The sequence below is a fragment of the Cryobacterium lactosi genome, assembly GCF_004403945.1.
Lineage (GTDB): Bacteria > Actinomycetota > Actinomycetes > Actinomycetales > Microbacteriaceae > Cryobacterium > Cryobacterium lactosi.
On record NZ_SOHM01000034.1, the window covers coordinates 124,012 to 139,513 of the forward strand.

11 protein-coding genes are annotated in these 15,502 nt (G+C 69.6%); 9 read left to right on the top strand and 2 right to left on the bottom strand.

Annotated features, from left to right (window positions below):
* The first annotated feature begins 14 nt into the window (after positions 1 to 14).
* The 5 genes from E3T61_RS17000 to E3T61_RS17020 all read left to right on the top strand — a co-directional run bounded on the left by E3T61_RS17000 (position 15) and on the right by E3T61_RS17020 (position 8,158).
* The gene (locus E3T61_RS17000; RefSeq protein WP_134642093.1) at positions 15 to 995 is read left to right on the top strand and encodes an AAA family ATPase; all 981 of its coding nucleotides are present in this window, start codon (positions 15 to 17) and stop codon (positions 993 to 995) included.
* Complete coding sequence (locus E3T61_RS17005) at positions 985 to 2,157, top strand: DUF58 domain-containing protein (RefSeq protein WP_134642037.1); 1,173 nt, start codon at positions 985 to 987, stop codon at positions 2,155 to 2,157. Before E3T61_RS17000 ends, E3T61_RS17005 begins: the two co-directional genes overlap by 11 nt.
* A complete protein-coding gene (locus E3T61_RS17010) occupies positions 2,154 to 4,490 on the top strand; it encodes a transglutaminase-like domain-containing protein (RefSeq protein ID WP_134642038.1) in 2,337 nt (778 codons plus the stop codon). Before E3T61_RS17005 ends, E3T61_RS17010 begins: the two co-directional genes overlap by 4 nt.
* The gene (locus E3T61_RS17015; protein ID WP_134642039.1) at positions 4,487 to 5,110 is read left to right on the top strand and encodes an FHA domain-containing protein; all 624 of its coding nucleotides are present in this window, start codon (positions 4,487 to 4,489) and stop codon (positions 5,108 to 5,110) included. Before E3T61_RS17010 ends, E3T61_RS17015 begins: the two co-directional genes overlap by 4 nt.
* A gap of 96 nt (positions 5,111 to 5,206) precedes the next feature.
* Positions 5,207 to 8,158 (top strand): FtsK/SpoIIIE domain-containing protein, encoded by a 2,952-nt coding sequence (locus tag E3T61_RS17020; protein WP_134642040.1) that lies wholly within the window; start codon positions 5,207 to 5,209, stop codon positions 8,156 to 8,158.
* Positions 8,159 to 8,175: 17 nt separating this feature from the next.
* Here E3T61_RS17020 and ald read toward each other — a convergent pair whose 3' ends face one another.
* The gene (gene ald / locus E3T61_RS17025; protein ID WP_134642041.1) at positions 8,176 to 9,291 is read right to left on the bottom strand and encodes an alanine dehydrogenase; all 1,116 of its coding nucleotides are present in this window, start codon (positions 9,289 to 9,291) and stop codon (positions 8,176 to 8,178) included.
* Between the two features lie 257 nt (positions 9,292 to 9,548).
* Between ald and E3T61_RS17030 the strand changes: the two genes are divergently transcribed.
* Genes E3T61_RS17030 through E3T61_RS17045 form a run of 4 tightly spaced genes read left to right on the top strand, consistent with a single transcriptional unit; the run spans position 9,549 to position 13,690 of the window.
* The gene (locus E3T61_RS17030; RefSeq protein WP_134642042.1) at positions 9,549 to 10,760 is read left to right on the top strand and encodes an ABC transporter substrate-binding protein; all 1,212 of its coding nucleotides are present in this window, start codon (positions 9,549 to 9,551) and stop codon (positions 10,758 to 10,760) included.
* Positions 10,761 to 10,763: 3 nt separating this feature from the next.
* Positions 10,764 to 11,966: an ABC transporter ATP-binding protein gene (locus E3T61_RS17035; RefSeq protein ID WP_134642043.1), complete on the top strand. Its 1,203-nt coding sequence runs from the start codon at positions 10,764 to 10,766 to the stop codon at positions 11,964 to 11,966.
* Positions 11,967 to 12,884, top strand: coding sequence for an ABC transporter permease (locus tag E3T61_RS17040; protein ID WP_134642044.1), 918 nt, complete (start codon positions 11,967 to 11,969; stop codon positions 12,882 to 12,884).
* Positions 12,881 to 13,690, top strand: coding sequence for an ABC transporter permease (locus tag E3T61_RS17045; RefSeq protein WP_241992643.1), 810 nt, complete (start codon positions 12,881 to 12,883; stop codon positions 13,688 to 13,690). The genes E3T61_RS17040 and E3T61_RS17045 overlap by 4 nt, the downstream gene beginning before the upstream one ends.
* Here E3T61_RS17045 and E3T61_RS17050 read toward each other — a convergent pair.
* Positions 13,687 to 15,396, bottom strand: a complete 1,710-nt coding sequence (locus E3T61_RS17050) for a BCCT family transporter (RefSeq protein ID WP_134642045.1) — start codon at positions 15,394 to 15,396, stop codon at positions 13,687 to 13,689. The genes E3T61_RS17045 and E3T61_RS17050 overlap by 4 nt on opposite strands.
* Positions 15,397 to 15,502 lie beyond the last annotated feature (106 nt).

Here is a 15,502-nt window from a genome sequence, read left to right on the forward strand (position 1 = left end):
GCGACGCCGACCTGATGAGCATCGAAGAGGCCGGCCAGTTCGCGACCCTGTTCGACCGGCTGGTGCGCGGCGTCGAGGAGGTCGTCCTCGGCAAACAGCACGTGATCAGGTTGGCGTTCACCGCCCTGTTCAGCCAGGGCCACCTGCTCCTGGAGGATGTGCCCGGCACCGGGAAGACCTCGCTGGCCCGCGCGATCGCACAGAGCGTGCGCGGCACCAACAACCGGGTGCAATTCACCCCGGACCTGCTGCCCGGCGACATCACCGGTGTGAGCATCTTCGACCAGCGCACCGCGACCTTCGAATTCCACCGCGGGCCGGTGTTCGCCAACATCGTGCTGGCCGATGAGATCAACCGCGCCAGCCCCAAGACTCAGGCGGCGCTGCTGGAGGTCATGGAGGAGGGCCAGGTCACCGCCGACGGCGTCACCCACAAGGTCGCCGGCCCGTTCATGGTGATCGCCACCCAGAACCCGATCGAGCAGGCCGGCACCTACAGGCTGCCGGAGGCCCAACTGGACAGGTTCCTGATGAAGACGTCGATCGGGTACCCGGACCAGGCCGCCACCGTGCGGATACTGGAGGGCGCCGGCCGGCGGGCCCACGACAGCACGGTGGCGGCGGTGCTCTCGGCCGAGTCCGTCGTCGAGGTAGCGGCGCTGGCCCGCACCGTGTTCGTCGACGCGACCATCAACGACTACGTCGCAAGGCTCGTGGATGCCACCCGCAACAGCCCCGAGGTGCGCCTGGGCGCCAGCGTGCGCGGCGCCCTCGCGCTCATCCGCACGGCCAAGACCTATGCGGCATCCCAGGGCCGTCACTACGTCACCCCCGACGACGTGAAGGCCCTCGCCGAGCCCGTGCTCGCGCACCGGCTGCTGCTGGACGCCGAAGCCGAATTCGACGGGGTCAGCGCCTCGAGCGTGATCGGCCGAATCCTGGTCGAGACGCCGCCGCCGCGGAGCGGACAGGACCAGCGGGCGGATGTCCTCTAGACGACCCCGGCTGCTCCAAGCGGTGACACCGCTGGGCTGGAGCGTGGCCGGATGCGCAGCGGCGTTGCTCGGCGCCGGCTACGGCCTGGGCTGGGCCGAACTCACGGCGATCGGCTGGGCCGCCGCCGTCCTGGTGCTCGGCGCGCTCGCGCACCTGTTCGGCCGGAGTGCCCATGACATCACGTTGAGCCTGCCCGTCGACAGGGTCGTCGCGGGGGAGCGGGTGCCCGGCCAGGTCGACGTAAGGAACCCGACCGGCCGACGCCTGGCCGCCGTGACCGTCCAGGTGCCGGTGGGCGCCGGGCTGGCCGAGTTCCCGATGCCGTCGCTCGCCGCGCACAGTGGAATCGACGAGGTGTTCGTGGTGCCCACCGAACGCCGAGGCATCATTCCGATCGGGCCGGTGCATACGGTACGGGCCGATCCGGTGGGGCTGGTGCGCCTGGAGACCGTGCTCACCCAGCAGGTCGAACTGTACGTGCACCCGCGCACCATCGCCATCCCGAGCATGAGCCAGGGCTTCGTGCGCGACCTCGAGGGGCAACCCACCCGCGACCTCACCGCCAGCGACGTGGCGTTCCACGCGCTGCGCGAGTATCAGAGCGGTGACGAGAGGCGCAGCATCCATTGGAAGAGCACCGCCAAAACCGGCCGGCTGATGGTGCGCCAGTTCGAGCAGACCCGGCGCAGCCACCTGCTTGTGGCCCTGAGCCTGGCCACCGGCGATTTCGCTGACGAGGAGGAATTCGAGCTCGCCGTCAGCGCGGCCGGCTCCCTGGGTGTCCGAGCGATCCGTGATGCGCGCACGGTGTCGGTGCTGACGAGCTCCGGGCCGCTCAGCACCCTCACCGGCACGCGGCTGTTGGATGGACTGAGCGGCGTGGACCTGGCAGCCGGCATGACGGACCTGCGCGGACTATCCAGGCAAGCCGCCGCCGGGGTCGCCGGGCTGTCCGTGGCATTCCTGCTCTGCGGGTCGTCAACACCGTTGGCCGCACTGCGCGCTTCGGCGGCGGGATTCCCGCTCGGGGTCGAGGTCGTCGCCGTCATCTGCGACCCGGGCGCCCGGCCGGGCCTGCGCCGGGCGGGCGGCCTGAGCCTGGTCACCATAGGCTTCCTCGACGATCTGCAGCAGAGCCTGGCGAGGGGGGCCGCGGCATGAGAATGCGCTTCGTCTTCGGCAACACCGTCGCGGTGCTGGCAGCCACCGGCGTGGCCGCCGCTGCCCTGTGGCCCGTCTACCAGACCGGCGCCTTCGTGCTGCTCGTCATCGTCGCCGCGGTGGTCGGCTGCGGGATCGCCATCCTCGGCGCCTGGCGCCGCTGGCCGGCCTGGCTGGTGGGCGTCTGCACGATCGTCGGTTACCTCCTCATCGGTGTACCGCTGGCCGTGCCCGGGCGGGCCCTGTACGGCGTTCTGCCGAGCCTGACCGGCTTGGCCGAGCTGGTCCCGGCCACCGCGCTCGGCTGGAAACAACTCGTGACCATCGTGTTGCCGGTCGGCTCCTACCAGGCCCTGTTGGTGCCCGCGCTGATCCTGGTGCTGCTCAGCACGGTCATCGGGCTGTCGGTGGCCCTCCGCTGCAAGGCGACGGAGCTGGCCCTGCTGGGGCCGGTGCTGCTCTTCGTGGCCGGCATCGCGCTCGGCCCCAGCCAGGCCAGGACGCCCACCCTGCTCGGCCTGGCGCTGTTCACCCTGCTGGTGATCTGGCTGCTGTGGCTGAACCTGGAGCGCCGCCGCGGCCGGCTGCTCGTGGCACCGACGTCGGCGCGGATGCCGGCAGCGGACCGTCGGATGGGCGCGGCCAGGTCGGTCGTCGTGGCAGCCCTGGCGCTCACGGTGGCGGTCCTGGCCGGCACCGTCGCTGCCGTCGCCCTGCCGCCGACCGCAAGCCGCGACGTGCTGCGCACCAGGGTGCAGGCACCGTTCGACGCCCGGGCCTATCCGAGCCCGCTCGCAGCGTTCCGCAACTATCTGCAGCCGGACCGTGCCGACGACGTTCTCTTCGAGGTCGAGGGCCTGCCGGCCGGCGGACGCATCCGGCTGGCGACCCTGGATGACTACAACGGGGTGGTCTACGCGGTCGGCAGCGCGGATGCCGCGGCGGCCGGACCGGACTCAGGCACCTTCACCCGGCTGCCCTACCGGCTCGATCAGAGCGCGGTGCGCGGCGACGAGGTCACCCTGACCGTCTCGATCCGGGAATACGACGACGTCTGGGTGCCCGGCATCGGCGCCCTGGAGCAGATCGAGTTCACCGGCGACAGCGCGGCCGCCCGCCAGGAGTCGTTCGTGTACAACGACCTCGGCGGCACCGCCGCGGTGCTGACCGGCCTCGAGAACGGCGACAGCTACACCAGCACCGCCGTCGTGCCGGCACTGGCCGGCGACCTGGCCGACGCCCTTCCCGGCCCTGCTCTGCTGCCCGCCGTCGCCGTTCTGCCGGACGGCCTCGCCGACGCCCTGGCCGGCATGGTCGTCCCCGGCGATTCGGCGGGACAGAACCTGCAGAACATGCTCGACTTCCTCACCGCGTCGGGGTACATCAGCCACGGCACCGCCGGGGAACCGGTCAGCCGGTCCGGGCACGGCGCCGACCGCCTCGACGAACTCCTCCACGATCTGCCGATGCTCGGCGATGCCGAACAGTACGCGGTCACGGCGGCCCTGATGGCCCGGCAGATCGGCTTTCCCGCCCGGGTGGTGATGGGTTTCCTGCCCGACGCCGAGAACGGTGCGGCCCGGGTGACCGGCGCGGACGTTTCGGCGTGGATCGAGGTGCAGACCCAGGCCGACGGCTGGGTGGCGCTGGATCCCAACCCGCCGGTCCGGGACATCCCGGTCAGCCAACCCGACGACCCAGCCCCTATCGCCCGCCCGCAGACCGTGCTGCCCCCTCCGGCGCCGGACGCCGCCGAACAGCCCGAGCCCAGCCAACCGGAGAGCCAGACCGTCGACCCGCCGGCCGCCGCCGACCCGTTCTGGGCGACCGTGCGCCTGGTGGTGACCATCACGGCCTGGTCGTTGCTCGGCCTCGGCCTCCTGGCGGCACCGCTTTTAGGCATCGTTGCCGCCAAGTGGCGGCGCCGGCGCCGGCGCCGGCTGGCAGCACGGCCGATTGACCGCATCGTCGGCGGCTGGCGGGAATTCGCCGACAGCGTGACCGACCACGGCCTACCCGTGCCACCCCTGGCGACCCGCACCGAGCTGGCGCGGTCCGTCGGCGGGGTGCGCGCCCTGTGGCTGGCCGGGGAGGTGGACCGGGCCGACTTCGCCCCCACCGGGGAGGCCGGAATCGACCCCGACGGTATCTGGGTGTCGGTGCGGGAGCTGCAGAACAGCCTGCGCTCCGGGCTCAGCCGTCGCGACCGCCTGCGCGCGCTCATCTCGGTGCGGTCGTTCGGTCGCTACGCTAAGAGAACGGCCTGGCGGGATGGCCGCAGGAGGCGCACGCTCTGGAGAGCTGGCGAGAGGACGAAGGGACCGGGTCAGTGAACTGCCAGATTTGCGGAGCACACCTTCCGGCGGGCGCGATGTTCTGCGGTGGCTGCGGAAGCTCGACCACCGCGACCCCGCTGACCCGCAAGCGCGCGGATCCCCGCCCCAGCGACACCACCATCATTCAGCCGCTCGCGCCCCGCTCAACGGTGATCTCGGTGCCGTTGTGGCCGGATGGCGGCAGTCACTCCGACGGGCCGGCTAGCGCCGCTCAGCCGGTCACCGGTCTCCCGGCCGAGGCGTCGGCCCCTTCCGGGGGCGCCCACGCTTCGGCGCCCGCCACGGTGGAGCCGACCCGGTACACCCTGCAGTTCAGCACCGGAGAGACGGTCTCGGTGCGCGGCACCGGCCTCATCGGCCGACGCCCGCTGCCCCAGCCGTCCGAACGGTTCGACCACCTGATCCAGATCACCGATCTGGGCATGTCGGTCTCCAAGAGCCACCTCGAATTCGGCCAACACGACGGCGAATTCTGGGTCAACGACCGCTTCTCGGGCAACGGCACGGTCGTGCGGCGCCCGCCGGCCCCGGCGTTGCGCTGCGAACCCGGCCGCCGGTATCTCGTCGCCCGCGGCGCCAGGGTCGAAATCGGCGACCAGTTCTTCGTGGTGCTCTAGCCGCAGGGCCTCCTCCACAGCCCGGTCGCGGCCGCGTTTGTGCACCGGCGAATCCGACCGGCCGTGCCGGGCGACGTTGTGCGGTCTGCTGGAGGCATGACCGTCGCCCCTGACCCGATCCGGCTGCCGAGCCGGCCCACGGCACCGGCACGTCCCGGTTTCCCGCTCATCGCCTGCGTGGCACCGCTGGTCGCCGCCGCGCTCATCTGGGGGATCACCGGATCGGCGCTGGTCCTCGTGTTCGCTGTGCTCAGCCCGGTCATCGCTGTGGCCGGGCTCGTAGACGGGCGTCGGTCCAACTCCCGGCAGCGTCGCAGGGACGCCGCCGGGTACGCGGCCCAGATGATCGAGGCCGAAGCCGCCGTCGATCAGGCCCTCGGACGGTTGCGGCGGGAAGCCTGGAACGCCGCACCATCAGTGCACCGGATGCTCGGGGATGCCCATGATCCGACCCACTGGGCCGACCCGGCGACGGTCTCGGTCGTGCTGGGTGCCGGAGACCTCCCCAGCGGCCTGCGCTTGGAGGGAGGTGACACCGAGCAGCGCGAGTTGCGGGCCAGGGCCGCGGTGCTCACCGGTGCCCCCATCACGGTGGACCCGGCCGGCGGGATCGGCATCGTCGGTCCCGGACTGGTCATCCGTGCCCTCGCCCGCAGCGTGGTGGTGCAATTGGTGGGACAGCTCAGTCCCCGGGCCTTGGGCATCCGGACTCCGGCCGGCGACGACTGGGCCTGGATGGCCGGACTCCCGCACCTGACCGCGGTGTCCCCGGTCGGCTGGCTGACCGTCACTCGCCCCGGGCGGCCCAATCTGCCCAGCCCGCCTGCGCAGCCGGGCGACCCGGGCAGTGACGTGCGGATCACCCTCGTCGAAGCGGAGGCATCGCTCCCGCCCGGCTGCGCGACGATCGTGCGGGTGCACGGGGCGAGCGACGCTGAACTCGTTCGTGTGGGTGGGCATCCGGCCGGTCTGCGCTTCGTGCCGCAGCTGCTGGCAGAACAGCAGACCGCCGGTTTCGGTGCGATGCTCCACCGTGAGGCCGAGGTGGCCGGTCTGGCCGGAGCGGACGCCGCCCTGCCGGAAACGGTCAGTTTCACTTCGCTGGGCTCGGGCCGGGCGCAAGACCCCGACGGGCCGCCTGGCCGGCTGTCCTGCGTGATGGGGGTGGGGGAGCACGGACCGCTGACCGTGGACCTGGTGAGCGATGGCCCACACGCCCTCGTCGGCGGCACCACGGGCAGCGGCAAGAGCGAACTCCTGGTGACCTGGGTGAGCGCCCTGGCCGCGCGATACCCGCCGAGCCAGGTCACCTTTCTGCTCGTCGACTTCAAGGGCGGGGCGGCCTTCGACGTCGTGCGCGCACTCCCGCACTGCGTGGGGCTGATCACCGACCTCGACGAACGCGAGGCACTCCGGGCCCTCGCCAGCCTTGCCGCCGAGCTGCGCCACCGGGAGCGGGTGCTCCGCGACACCGGTGGCCGCGACATCACCGACCCGCGAAGCGCCGGACGGCTGCCGCGGCTGGTCATCGTCGTCGACGAGTTCGCCACCATGCTCGGCGCGTTTCCCACCCTGCACGCGCTCTTCGTGGACATCGCCGCCCGCGGCCGGTCCCTGGGGGTGCACCTGGTGCTGTGCACGCAACGGCCCGCCGGGGTGATGCGGGACGCCCTGCTGGCGAACTGCAGCCTGCGGCTGTCGTTGCGGGTGAACAACGCCGCCGACAGCCAGGCCGTGATCGGCACCGATGCAGCCGCCCGGATAGATGCCGGCCGGCCGGGCCGGTGTGTGCTGCGCCGGGGCTCGTCTCCGCTCGAGTCCTGGCAGGTGGCGACCACGAACGACGACGACATCCGGGCCATCCTGGCCGATCAGCCGGAGTCAGCGACCCCGGTGCGGCGGCCATGGCTCGACCCGCTCCCGCGGTTGGTGACCGCCGAGCGGGTGACCGCGCTCGCCGGGGGCCTGGCCCCGCCGACGACCGTGCTGGGCCTGATCGATGAGCCCGACCTGCAGCGCTACAGCGTGGCCCGGTATGACCCCCGGGCCGACGGGCACCTGCTGGTGGTGGGCGGCGCCGGCACGGGCAAATCGACGCTTCTCGCGGCGATCGCCGCCCAGCCCACCGCCCAGTCCACCGCGCAGTCCACCGCGCCGGCCGCGTACCGGGCCGAGCTCATCCCGGCCGATGTCGAGTCCAGCTGGGATGCCCTGGTGCGGGCCAGGGCGGCCTTGGATGCCCCGGCCGGCCGGGCACCTGTCGGCGCACGGCGGCACGACGCCGGCGAGGAATGCCGGGCGCTGCTCTTCGACGACATCGACGCCGTGCTCGCCCGCTGGGGCGAGGAACACCGAGCCGCCGCTCTGGACCTGTTGACCGGTCTGCTGCGCGACAGCGGCCGGAGCGGGTTGCGGCTGGTGCTGACGGTGCAACGGCTCACCGGTGCCCTGGCGGCCCTGCCCGCCCTCTGCCAGAGTCGCCTCGTGCTGCGGCTGCCCAGTGTCTACGAACATCAGGCGGCGGGAGAGCCCGCGGCCAGCTACGACGACACCCTGCCGCCAGGAGGCGGCCACTGGCGCGGCGCCCGCATCCAGCTTCTGGCAGCCCCGGCGGTGCAGCAGAGCGGCGAGGCAGCAGCCGTGCCGTCCGTGCTGCTCGCGGCACCCACCGACGCGCGGGTGTTGCTCGTGATCGCCGCATCCACCGCCCGCTCCGCGGCGGCCATCCGGGCGGCCGGCTCGCCGGACTTCCCGCATGTCGTCGAGCTCGGCGCGCACTCGGTGGCCGGCGGCCGGGCCGACCGCCTGCAGGTCTCGGACGTCGGCGCGGGCACGGTGTTGGTGGGCGACGTCGATACCTGGCAGGCGCACTGGTCACTGCTGACCGGGCTGCGCGCCGTGGCGCCGCTGGTCTTCGACGGGTGCAGCCTGGCCGACTACCGCCTGGTGACTCGCCGGCGGGATCTGCCGCCACCGCTGGCCCCGGCCGCCTCGCGAGGCTGGCTGGTGCGGCCGGACGGCACAGTGCAGCGGGTGAGGGTGCCGTGACCGATGCCTGCCAGCGGCTAGGCGAGTACCTCGGCGAGCGGCCGGAATGGCAACGTGTTGGCGGTGGCCACCGGCAGGTTGGTCAGGGAGCCGGCGTAGGTGTTCAGCCCCAGGGCCAGCGCGGCGTCGGCGCGCAGAGCCGCCGTCCAGCCGAGGTTCGCGATGGCGCGCACGTAGGGGAGGGTGGCGTTGGTGAGGGCATAGGTCGAGGTGCTGGGCACGGCGCCGGGCATATTGGCCACGCAGTAGAACAAGGACCCGTGCACGGTGAAGGTGGGGTCGGTGTGCGTCGTTGCGTGGGTGTCGGCGAAGCAGCCGCCCTGGTCGACCGCGATGTCCACGAGAACGCTGCCCGGCTTCATCCGCGACACCAGGTCGTTGCTCACCAGCTTGGGTGCCTTGGCGCCCGGGATCAGCACGGAGCCGATCACCAGGTCGGACTGCACGAGCGCCGCGTCGATTTCGAAGGCGTTGGACGCGATGGTTTTCACCCGGCCGTAGTACTGGGCATCCAGTTCGCGCAGCCGGAAGAGATTGGTGTCCAGCACGGTCACCTCGGCGCCCAGCCCGACAGCCACCTGCATCGCGGCGGTGCCCGCGACGCCGCCGCCGAGGATCGTGACCCTGGCGGGATGGGTGCCGGGTACACCCGGCACCAGCAGGCCGGGCCCGCCGTTGGGCTTGAGCATGGCGTTCGCGCCGACGATCGGCGCCAGACGCCCGGCGACTTCGCTCATCGGCGCGAGCAGGGGCAACGCCCGGTTGGGCAGCTGAACGGTCTCATACGCGATGCCGGTCACGCCGGCCGCCAGCAGCGCCTTGGTGAGACCCGCCTCCGCGGCGAGGTGCAGGTAGGTGAACAGCACCAGGTCGTCCCGGAAGTAGCCGTACTCGCTTGGCACAGGCTCTTTCACCTTGAGCAACAGCTCGGCCGCCGCCCAGGTGGCCGCGGCATCCGGCAGGATCGTGGCGCCGGCCGCACGATACTGCTCGTCCGAGATGGACGAGCCGACCCCCGCGCCGGTTTCGACGAGCACGTCGTGGCCGTGCAACACCAGGTCGTGCACGCCGGCCGGGGTGATCGCCACCCGGAACTCGTTGTTCTTGATCTCTCGCGGGACTGCAACTCGCATGACGCTCCTGAGCCTGGTGGGGACAGCCTGGTGGGGGCCAGCCTGGGTGCACAGCCTACTGCGCGTGCCTCGCCGATCGCCGGAACAGCGGTCGAGAGCCCACGACGAAATCGGTTGAAAATTGCAGGAATGTTAACGTTTTGATCATTTTGTGGCGGGTTTGGTTCCGACTGTGCCAGTATCGGTCCACTCGTCACGCAGCGGGCCGGGTCGTCATAACGCTTCCGAAGCCGCTGAAGAAATGCAAGGAGACCGACATGTCGTCCAGGCCCATGCCCGCAGACCCGATGATCCAGCAGCTCATCCGCCAGGCCAGGCAGGCACAGTTCGGTCGTCGTGCCCTGCTTACCGGCGGGGCCGGAGCAGCGGCGCTTGCGCTCGCCGCCTGTGCGACGGGGAGCGCGGCCAAGCCGACCGCGGCGGCGGACGTGTCCGGCAACGACAAGACCCTGCGTTGGGACAACTGGGCCCTCTACATCGACGTGGACGACGCCGGGAACTACCCGACCCTTGAGGCGTTCACTGCCGAGACCGGCATCACCGTGAACTACACCGAGGCCGTCGACGACAACAACACCTACTACGGCAAGGTGAAGGACCAGCTCGCGCTGGGCAAGGACATCGGCGCCGACACCGTGTGCCTCACCGACTGGATGGTGGGCCGGCTCGCCCGGTTCGGCTACCTGCAGGAACTCGACCACGCCAACATCCCCAACTTGACCAACCTGCTACCCAGCCTGAAGGATGTCGACTTCGACCCTGGCCGGGAGCTGTCGGTGCCGTGGCAGGGCGGCTTCGCCGGCATCTGCTGGAACAAGGAGAAGTTCCCCGACGGCATCACGTCAGTCGAACAGCTGTGGAACACCCCCGAGCTCAAGGGCCGCGTCGGTGTGCTCTCCGAGATGCGCGACACCATGGGCCTGATCATGCTCGACGCGGGCATCGACATTTCCGGTGACTGGGGCGACGAGGAGTTCACCGCCGCGATCGATGTACTCAAGAAACAGGTCAGCGACGGCCAGGTGCGCAACATCAAGGGCAACTCCTACAAGGAGGACCTGGTCAACGGCGACAGCCTCGCCGCCATCGTCTGGTCGGGCGACATCGTGCAGCTCAACGCCGAGAACGGCGACAAGTGGGGCTTCGTGGTCCCGGACAAGGGCGGCACCATCTGGAACGACAACTTCGTCGTGCCGATCGGCTCCGCACACAAGGCCAACGCCGAAGCGCTGATCAACTACTACTACGACCCGGCCGTCGCAGCGGAGGTCGCCGCCTACGTGAACTTCATCACCCCGGTCGCCGGCGCCAAGGAGGCGGCCATGGAGATCGACCCTGAGCTGGCCGAGAACCCGCTGATCTTCCCCGACGATGCCACCCTCGCCAAGGCCAAGGTGTTCCGCACCCTGAGCGGCGCCGAAGAACAGACCTACGGTGCCCAGTTCCAGAGCATTCTGCTGGGAGCCTGAGCCGTGTCCAGCGGAGCCTTCGCCGACCGGGGTGCCGACCTGGAGCTGGTCGGCATCCAGAAACGGTTCCCCGGCTTCACCGCCATCGAACACCTGGACCTGGTCATTCCCGCCGGCTCGTTCTTCGCTCTGCTCGGCCCGTCCGGCTGCGGGAAGACCACCACCCTGCGCCTGGTGGCCGGGCTGGAGGACCCCACCGATGGCCGCATCCTGATCGGCGGCCAGGACGTCACTACCCAGAAGGCCTATCAACGGCCAGTGAACACGGTGTTTCAGAGTTACGCGCTCTTCCCGCACATGACGGTGCTCGAGAACGTGGCCTTCGGGCTGCGCCGCCGCAAAATCGCGGATGCGCTCGGCAAAGCCCACGAGGCGCTCCGGCTGGTCGAACTCGACCACCTGGCCGCCCGCAAGCCCGTGCAGCTTTCCGGTGGACAGCAGCAACGGGTTGCGCTGGCCAGGGCGATCGTGAACCGGCCGGCCCTGCTGCTGCTCGACGAGCCACTCGGCGCGCTCGACCTCAAGCTGCGCCGGCAGATGCAACTCGAGCTCAAGACCATCCAGGAGGAGGTCGGCCTCACCTTCCTGCACGTCACCCACGACCAGGAGGAGGCCATGACCATGGCCGACACCATCGCGGTGATGAACAAGGGCCGGATCGAGCAGATGGGCGCGCCGGAGCAGCTCTATGAATTGCCCAAGACCACTTTCGTGGCCAACTTTCTCGGCCAGTCCAACCTGTTCACCGGACCGGTGGTGGGGGAGACCAGCGCGGCCATCGCCGTCGACATCGCCGGGCGCAGCATCGTGGTGCCCAAAACCCGCTCCCACCGGCACGCCGGTGGCGTCACCATCGGCGTGCGCCCGGAAAAGCTCACCCTGCACCGTGACAAACCGACACTCGACGCCGGAAGCAACGTGATGGGCCCCGGCCGGGTGACGGATGTCTCGTTCACCGGGGTCAGCACCCAGTACCTGGTGACCGTACCCGGCGTCGGCGTACTCATCGTGTTCGAACAGAACCGCTCGTTCGGGCCGGTCGAGGGCGAAGGGGACGAGGTCTGGGTGACCTGGAACGTGGAACACGGCTTCGGCCTCGACGACGACCCGGTCGCGCCTGACCCCAAGTTCGTGGCCGACACCACCACCAAGAGCATCGCGGCGCAGCGTCGCGCCGCACTCGTCACGGAGCTCGAGGAGGCCTAGATGGCGTTCGCCGCGTTCGCCAGCACGGCCGCACCGCCCACCGATGCGCCGCCGCGCCGCCGCAGCAAGGTGGCGTTGCTCCTGCTGCTGCCCGGCATCCTCTACCTGGTGCTGTTCTTCCTCGCCCCGCTGGTATCGCTGATCCTCACCTCGCTGCAGGCGCCGAGCGAGTTCGGCGACATCGGAATGTACAGCTACGCGTTCCGCTGGGAGAACTACGTGGCGGTAATCGAGCAGTACTGGCCGCACATCCTGCGCTCCTTCGGCTACGCCCTCATCGCGACGGTGCTGGCGCTGGCGTTCAGCTACCCGTTGGCCTACTTCATCGGGGTCACCGCCCGGCGCTGGCCGCTGCTGCAGAGCCTGATGCTGGTGCTCGTGATCGCGCCCTTCTTCATCAGCTTCCTGCTGCGCACCCTGGCCTGGAAGCAGATCCTCTCCGACGAGTCGTTCCTGGTGACCTCGCTCAAGGCGGTGTCGCTGCTGGCTCCGGATGCGCACCTCACCGGAACCGCGTTCTCGGTGATCTTCGGCCTCACCTACAACTTCATCCCGTTCATGACGCTGCCGCTGTACACGACGCTTGAGCGTCTTGACCTGCGCTACCTCGAGGCCGGCAACGACCTCTATGCCAGCGGGTTCCACACCTTCCGCACCGTCACCATCCCGCTGTCGATGCCGGGCATCGTGGCGGGCACCCTGCTCACGTTCATCCCCGCCGCCGGCGACTACATCAACGCGAGCCGCGACTTTCTCGGCGGAGCAGACACCCAGATGATCGGCAACGTGATCGAGGCGAACTTCCTGGTACTGCTGAACTACCCGGCGGCGGCCGCGCTGTCGATCATCCTGATGACGGTGATTCTCGTGATGGTGGGCGTCTACGTGAAGAGAAGCGGAACCGAGGAGCTGCTGTGACCCGTCTATCCCTGGGCAAATGGTTGCTGCCGCTGTACACGGCGCTGGCCCTGATCTTCCTGATGGTGCCGATCGTGTACACCTTTGTGTTCTCGTTCAACGATTCGCTGAAGTCGAACATCACCTGGCGCGGCTTCACCCTGGACAAGTGGCTCAACGTCTGCGCGGTGCAGAACGGGGCCGTCTGTGAGGCCTTCGGCAACAGCCTGATCATCGGACTGGCCGCGACCGTGATCGCTACGACCCTGGGGACCATGATCGCGATCGCCCTGGTGCGCTACCGGTTCAAGTTCCGGGCCGGCACCAGCCTGCTCCTGTTCCTGCCGATGGCCACTCCGGAGGTCGTGCTCGGCGCCGGGCTGGCCGCGCAGTTCCTCTCGCTCGGTGTGCCCAAGGACATGCTCACGATCATCCTGGCGCACACGATGTTCTGCATCAGCTTTGTGGTGGTGACGGTGAAGGCCCGCGTCGCCGGTCTGGATCCGGCGCTCGAGGAAGCCGGACGGGACCTCTACGGTTCGCCCGGCCAGGTGTTCGCGCGGATCACCTTCCCGCTGCTGCTGCCCGGCATCCTGGCGGCCGCGTTGCTGTCGTTCGCGCTGAGCTTCGATGACTTCATCATCACCAACTTCAACTCCGGCGCGGTGACGACGTTCCCGAAGTACATCTACATCTCGGCGTCGCGCGGCATCCCCGCCGAGGCCAACGTGATCGCCTCGGCCGTGTTCATCCTCGCCCTGGTGATCGTGGTCACCGCGCAGGTCTCCGCGGCCGCCCGCGCCAAACGCCAGGCCCGCCTCGCCTAGTGCCCGTTGTCATCGGTGGCCGGGGATGCGGCATCCGCGGGCCCCCCGTCGTCGTCACCGTCGGTGGCCGGCCTGGTGAACGGCACAGTGCCGAGAACCTCGGAAGAGGTGCGTACCGGCCCGACCGTGCGTTTGCGCAACGGGTCGCGGCGCAGGTCGACGTACAGGGACACGCACAGGCCGATAATGATCACCACGAACGGGGTCGCCGCCAGGATCGTAAAGGTCTGCAGGGCCCCCAAGCCGCCCACGAACAGGAGCACCGCGGCGACAGCGCCGGTGAGCACTGCCCAGAAGATCACCAGCGGCTTCCACGGTTCCTTGCGGCCGCGGCTCGAGAGTGTGCCGAGGACGAGGGCGCCGGCATCAGCGCCACTGACAAAGAACACCGCCGTGAGCACCATCACCACCAGGGCAGAGCCGATGAAGAACGGGTACTGCTGCAAGGCGGCGAAGAACCCGGCTGCCTCGCTACCGGTGCCGGCGATGTCGATGCCGCCCAGCTGCAGGTGCAGGCCGGCGCCGCCGAATACGACGAACCAGAGGATGCTGACCGCTGTCGGCACCAGCAGCACGCCGAGGACGAATTCGCGGATAGTGCGGCCGCGGGAGATCCTGGCGATGAAAGTGCCGACGAACGGGGTCCAGGAGATCCACCACGCCCAGTAGAAGATCGTCCAGCTGGCCAGCCAGTCGCTGCCGCCGAACACGGCGGAGTGGAAACTCATCGGGACGAGATCGGCCAGGTACGCGCCGATGGCCGACGGCAGCAGGTTCAGGATGAACACGGTCGGGCCGACCACGAAGACGAACACCACGAGCACGGCGGACAACACCATGTTCGTGTTGCTGAGCCACTTGATCCCCTTGGCGAGGCCGCTTGCGGCGGAGAAGACCACGCCGACCGTGAGCACGCAGATGATGATGATGGGCAGGGCGGTGCCCGGGTCGTCGGCGAACTCGCCGGTGGTCAGCAGCGAGAAGCCGGCCGCGATCTGCAGCGCACCCAGCCCGAGGGACGTCGCCGAGCCGAACTTGGTGCAGATGATCGCCAGGATGTCGATCGGCTTGCCCCAGCCCTTGTTGACGATGCGGTCCCTGCCGAAGATGGCCTGGAACGGGGAGCTCATCAGGTTGCCGCGTCCCATCCGATAGGTCGAGTACGCCAGCGCCAGGCCGACCACCGCGTAGATCGCCCACGGATGCAGACCCCAGTGGAAGAAGGTGTACGCCATGGCCGCGTTGGCGGCTTCGGGGCTGTTCGGCTCAGCATCGACGAACGGCGGGGGCGAGGCCAGGTGGGTGACGGGTTCGAAGACGCCGTAGAACATCAAGCCGATACCCATGCCTGCGCTGAACATCATCGATACCCAGGACAGCGTTGAGAACTCGGTTTTCTGCCCTTCGCGCGAGAGCGGGATGCTGCCGTACCGGCCGAACGCCAGCACCAGAGCGAAGACCACGAAGCCGGAGGCCCCCAGGATGAACAGCCAGCCCAGGTTGCTGGTGACCCAGCCCAGGGCTGCCGACGCCCCGGCGCCCACGGCATCGGTGAAGAACACACCGAGCAGGCAGACCACCAGGATGATGCCGGCGGAGACGCCGAAGACCGTTTTGTCTACAGTGGCCCAGCCTGTGCGGGCGGGTTCGTCAACCGCGTCCCCGAGCGCGGATTCGATGTCGTCGTCGGAAATGCCTCTGGACATGGTGCTCCTTGCCGACCGAACAGGCTCCGACTAATTCGCATTGTGCACAATCAGCGATGGTGTGGCGTCAGTGGTGGCCCGTGGTCTGCATCAACGGTACGTGGAT

What these genes read in the sequence shown, in the direction of transcription:
- E3T61_RS17000 (WP_134642093.1), top strand. Translation starts at nt 15, where the DNA reads ATGAGCATCGAAGAGGCCGGCCAGTTCGCGACCCTGTTCGACCGGCTG.
- E3T61_RS17005 (WP_134642037.1), top strand. Translation starts at nt 985, where the DNA reads ATGTCCTCTAGACGACCCCGGCTGCTCCAAGCGGTGACACCGCTGGGC.
- E3T61_RS17010 (WP_134642038.1), top strand. Translation starts at nt 2,154, where the DNA reads ATGAGAATGCGCTTCGTCTTCGGCAACACCGTCGCGGTGCTGGCAGCC.
- E3T61_RS17020 (WP_134642040.1), top strand. Translation starts at nt 5,207, where the DNA reads ATGACCGTCGCCCCTGACCCGATCCGGCTGCCGAGCCGGCCCACGGCA.
- ald (WP_134642041.1), bottom strand. Translation starts at nt 9,291, where the DNA reads ATGCGAGTTGCAGTCCCGCGAGAGATCAAGAACAACGAGTTCCGGGTG.
- E3T61_RS17030 (WP_134642042.1), top strand. Translation starts at nt 9,549, where the DNA reads ATGTCGTCCAGGCCCATGCCCGCAGACCCGATGATCCAGCAGCTCATC.
- E3T61_RS17040 (WP_134642044.1), top strand. Translation starts at nt 11,967, where the DNA reads ATGGCGTTCGCCGCGTTCGCCAGCACGGCCGCACCGCCCACCGATGCG.
- E3T61_RS17050 (WP_134642045.1), bottom strand. Translation starts at nt 15,396, where the DNA reads ATGTCCAGAGGCATTTCCGACGACGACATCGAATCCGCGCTCGGGGAC.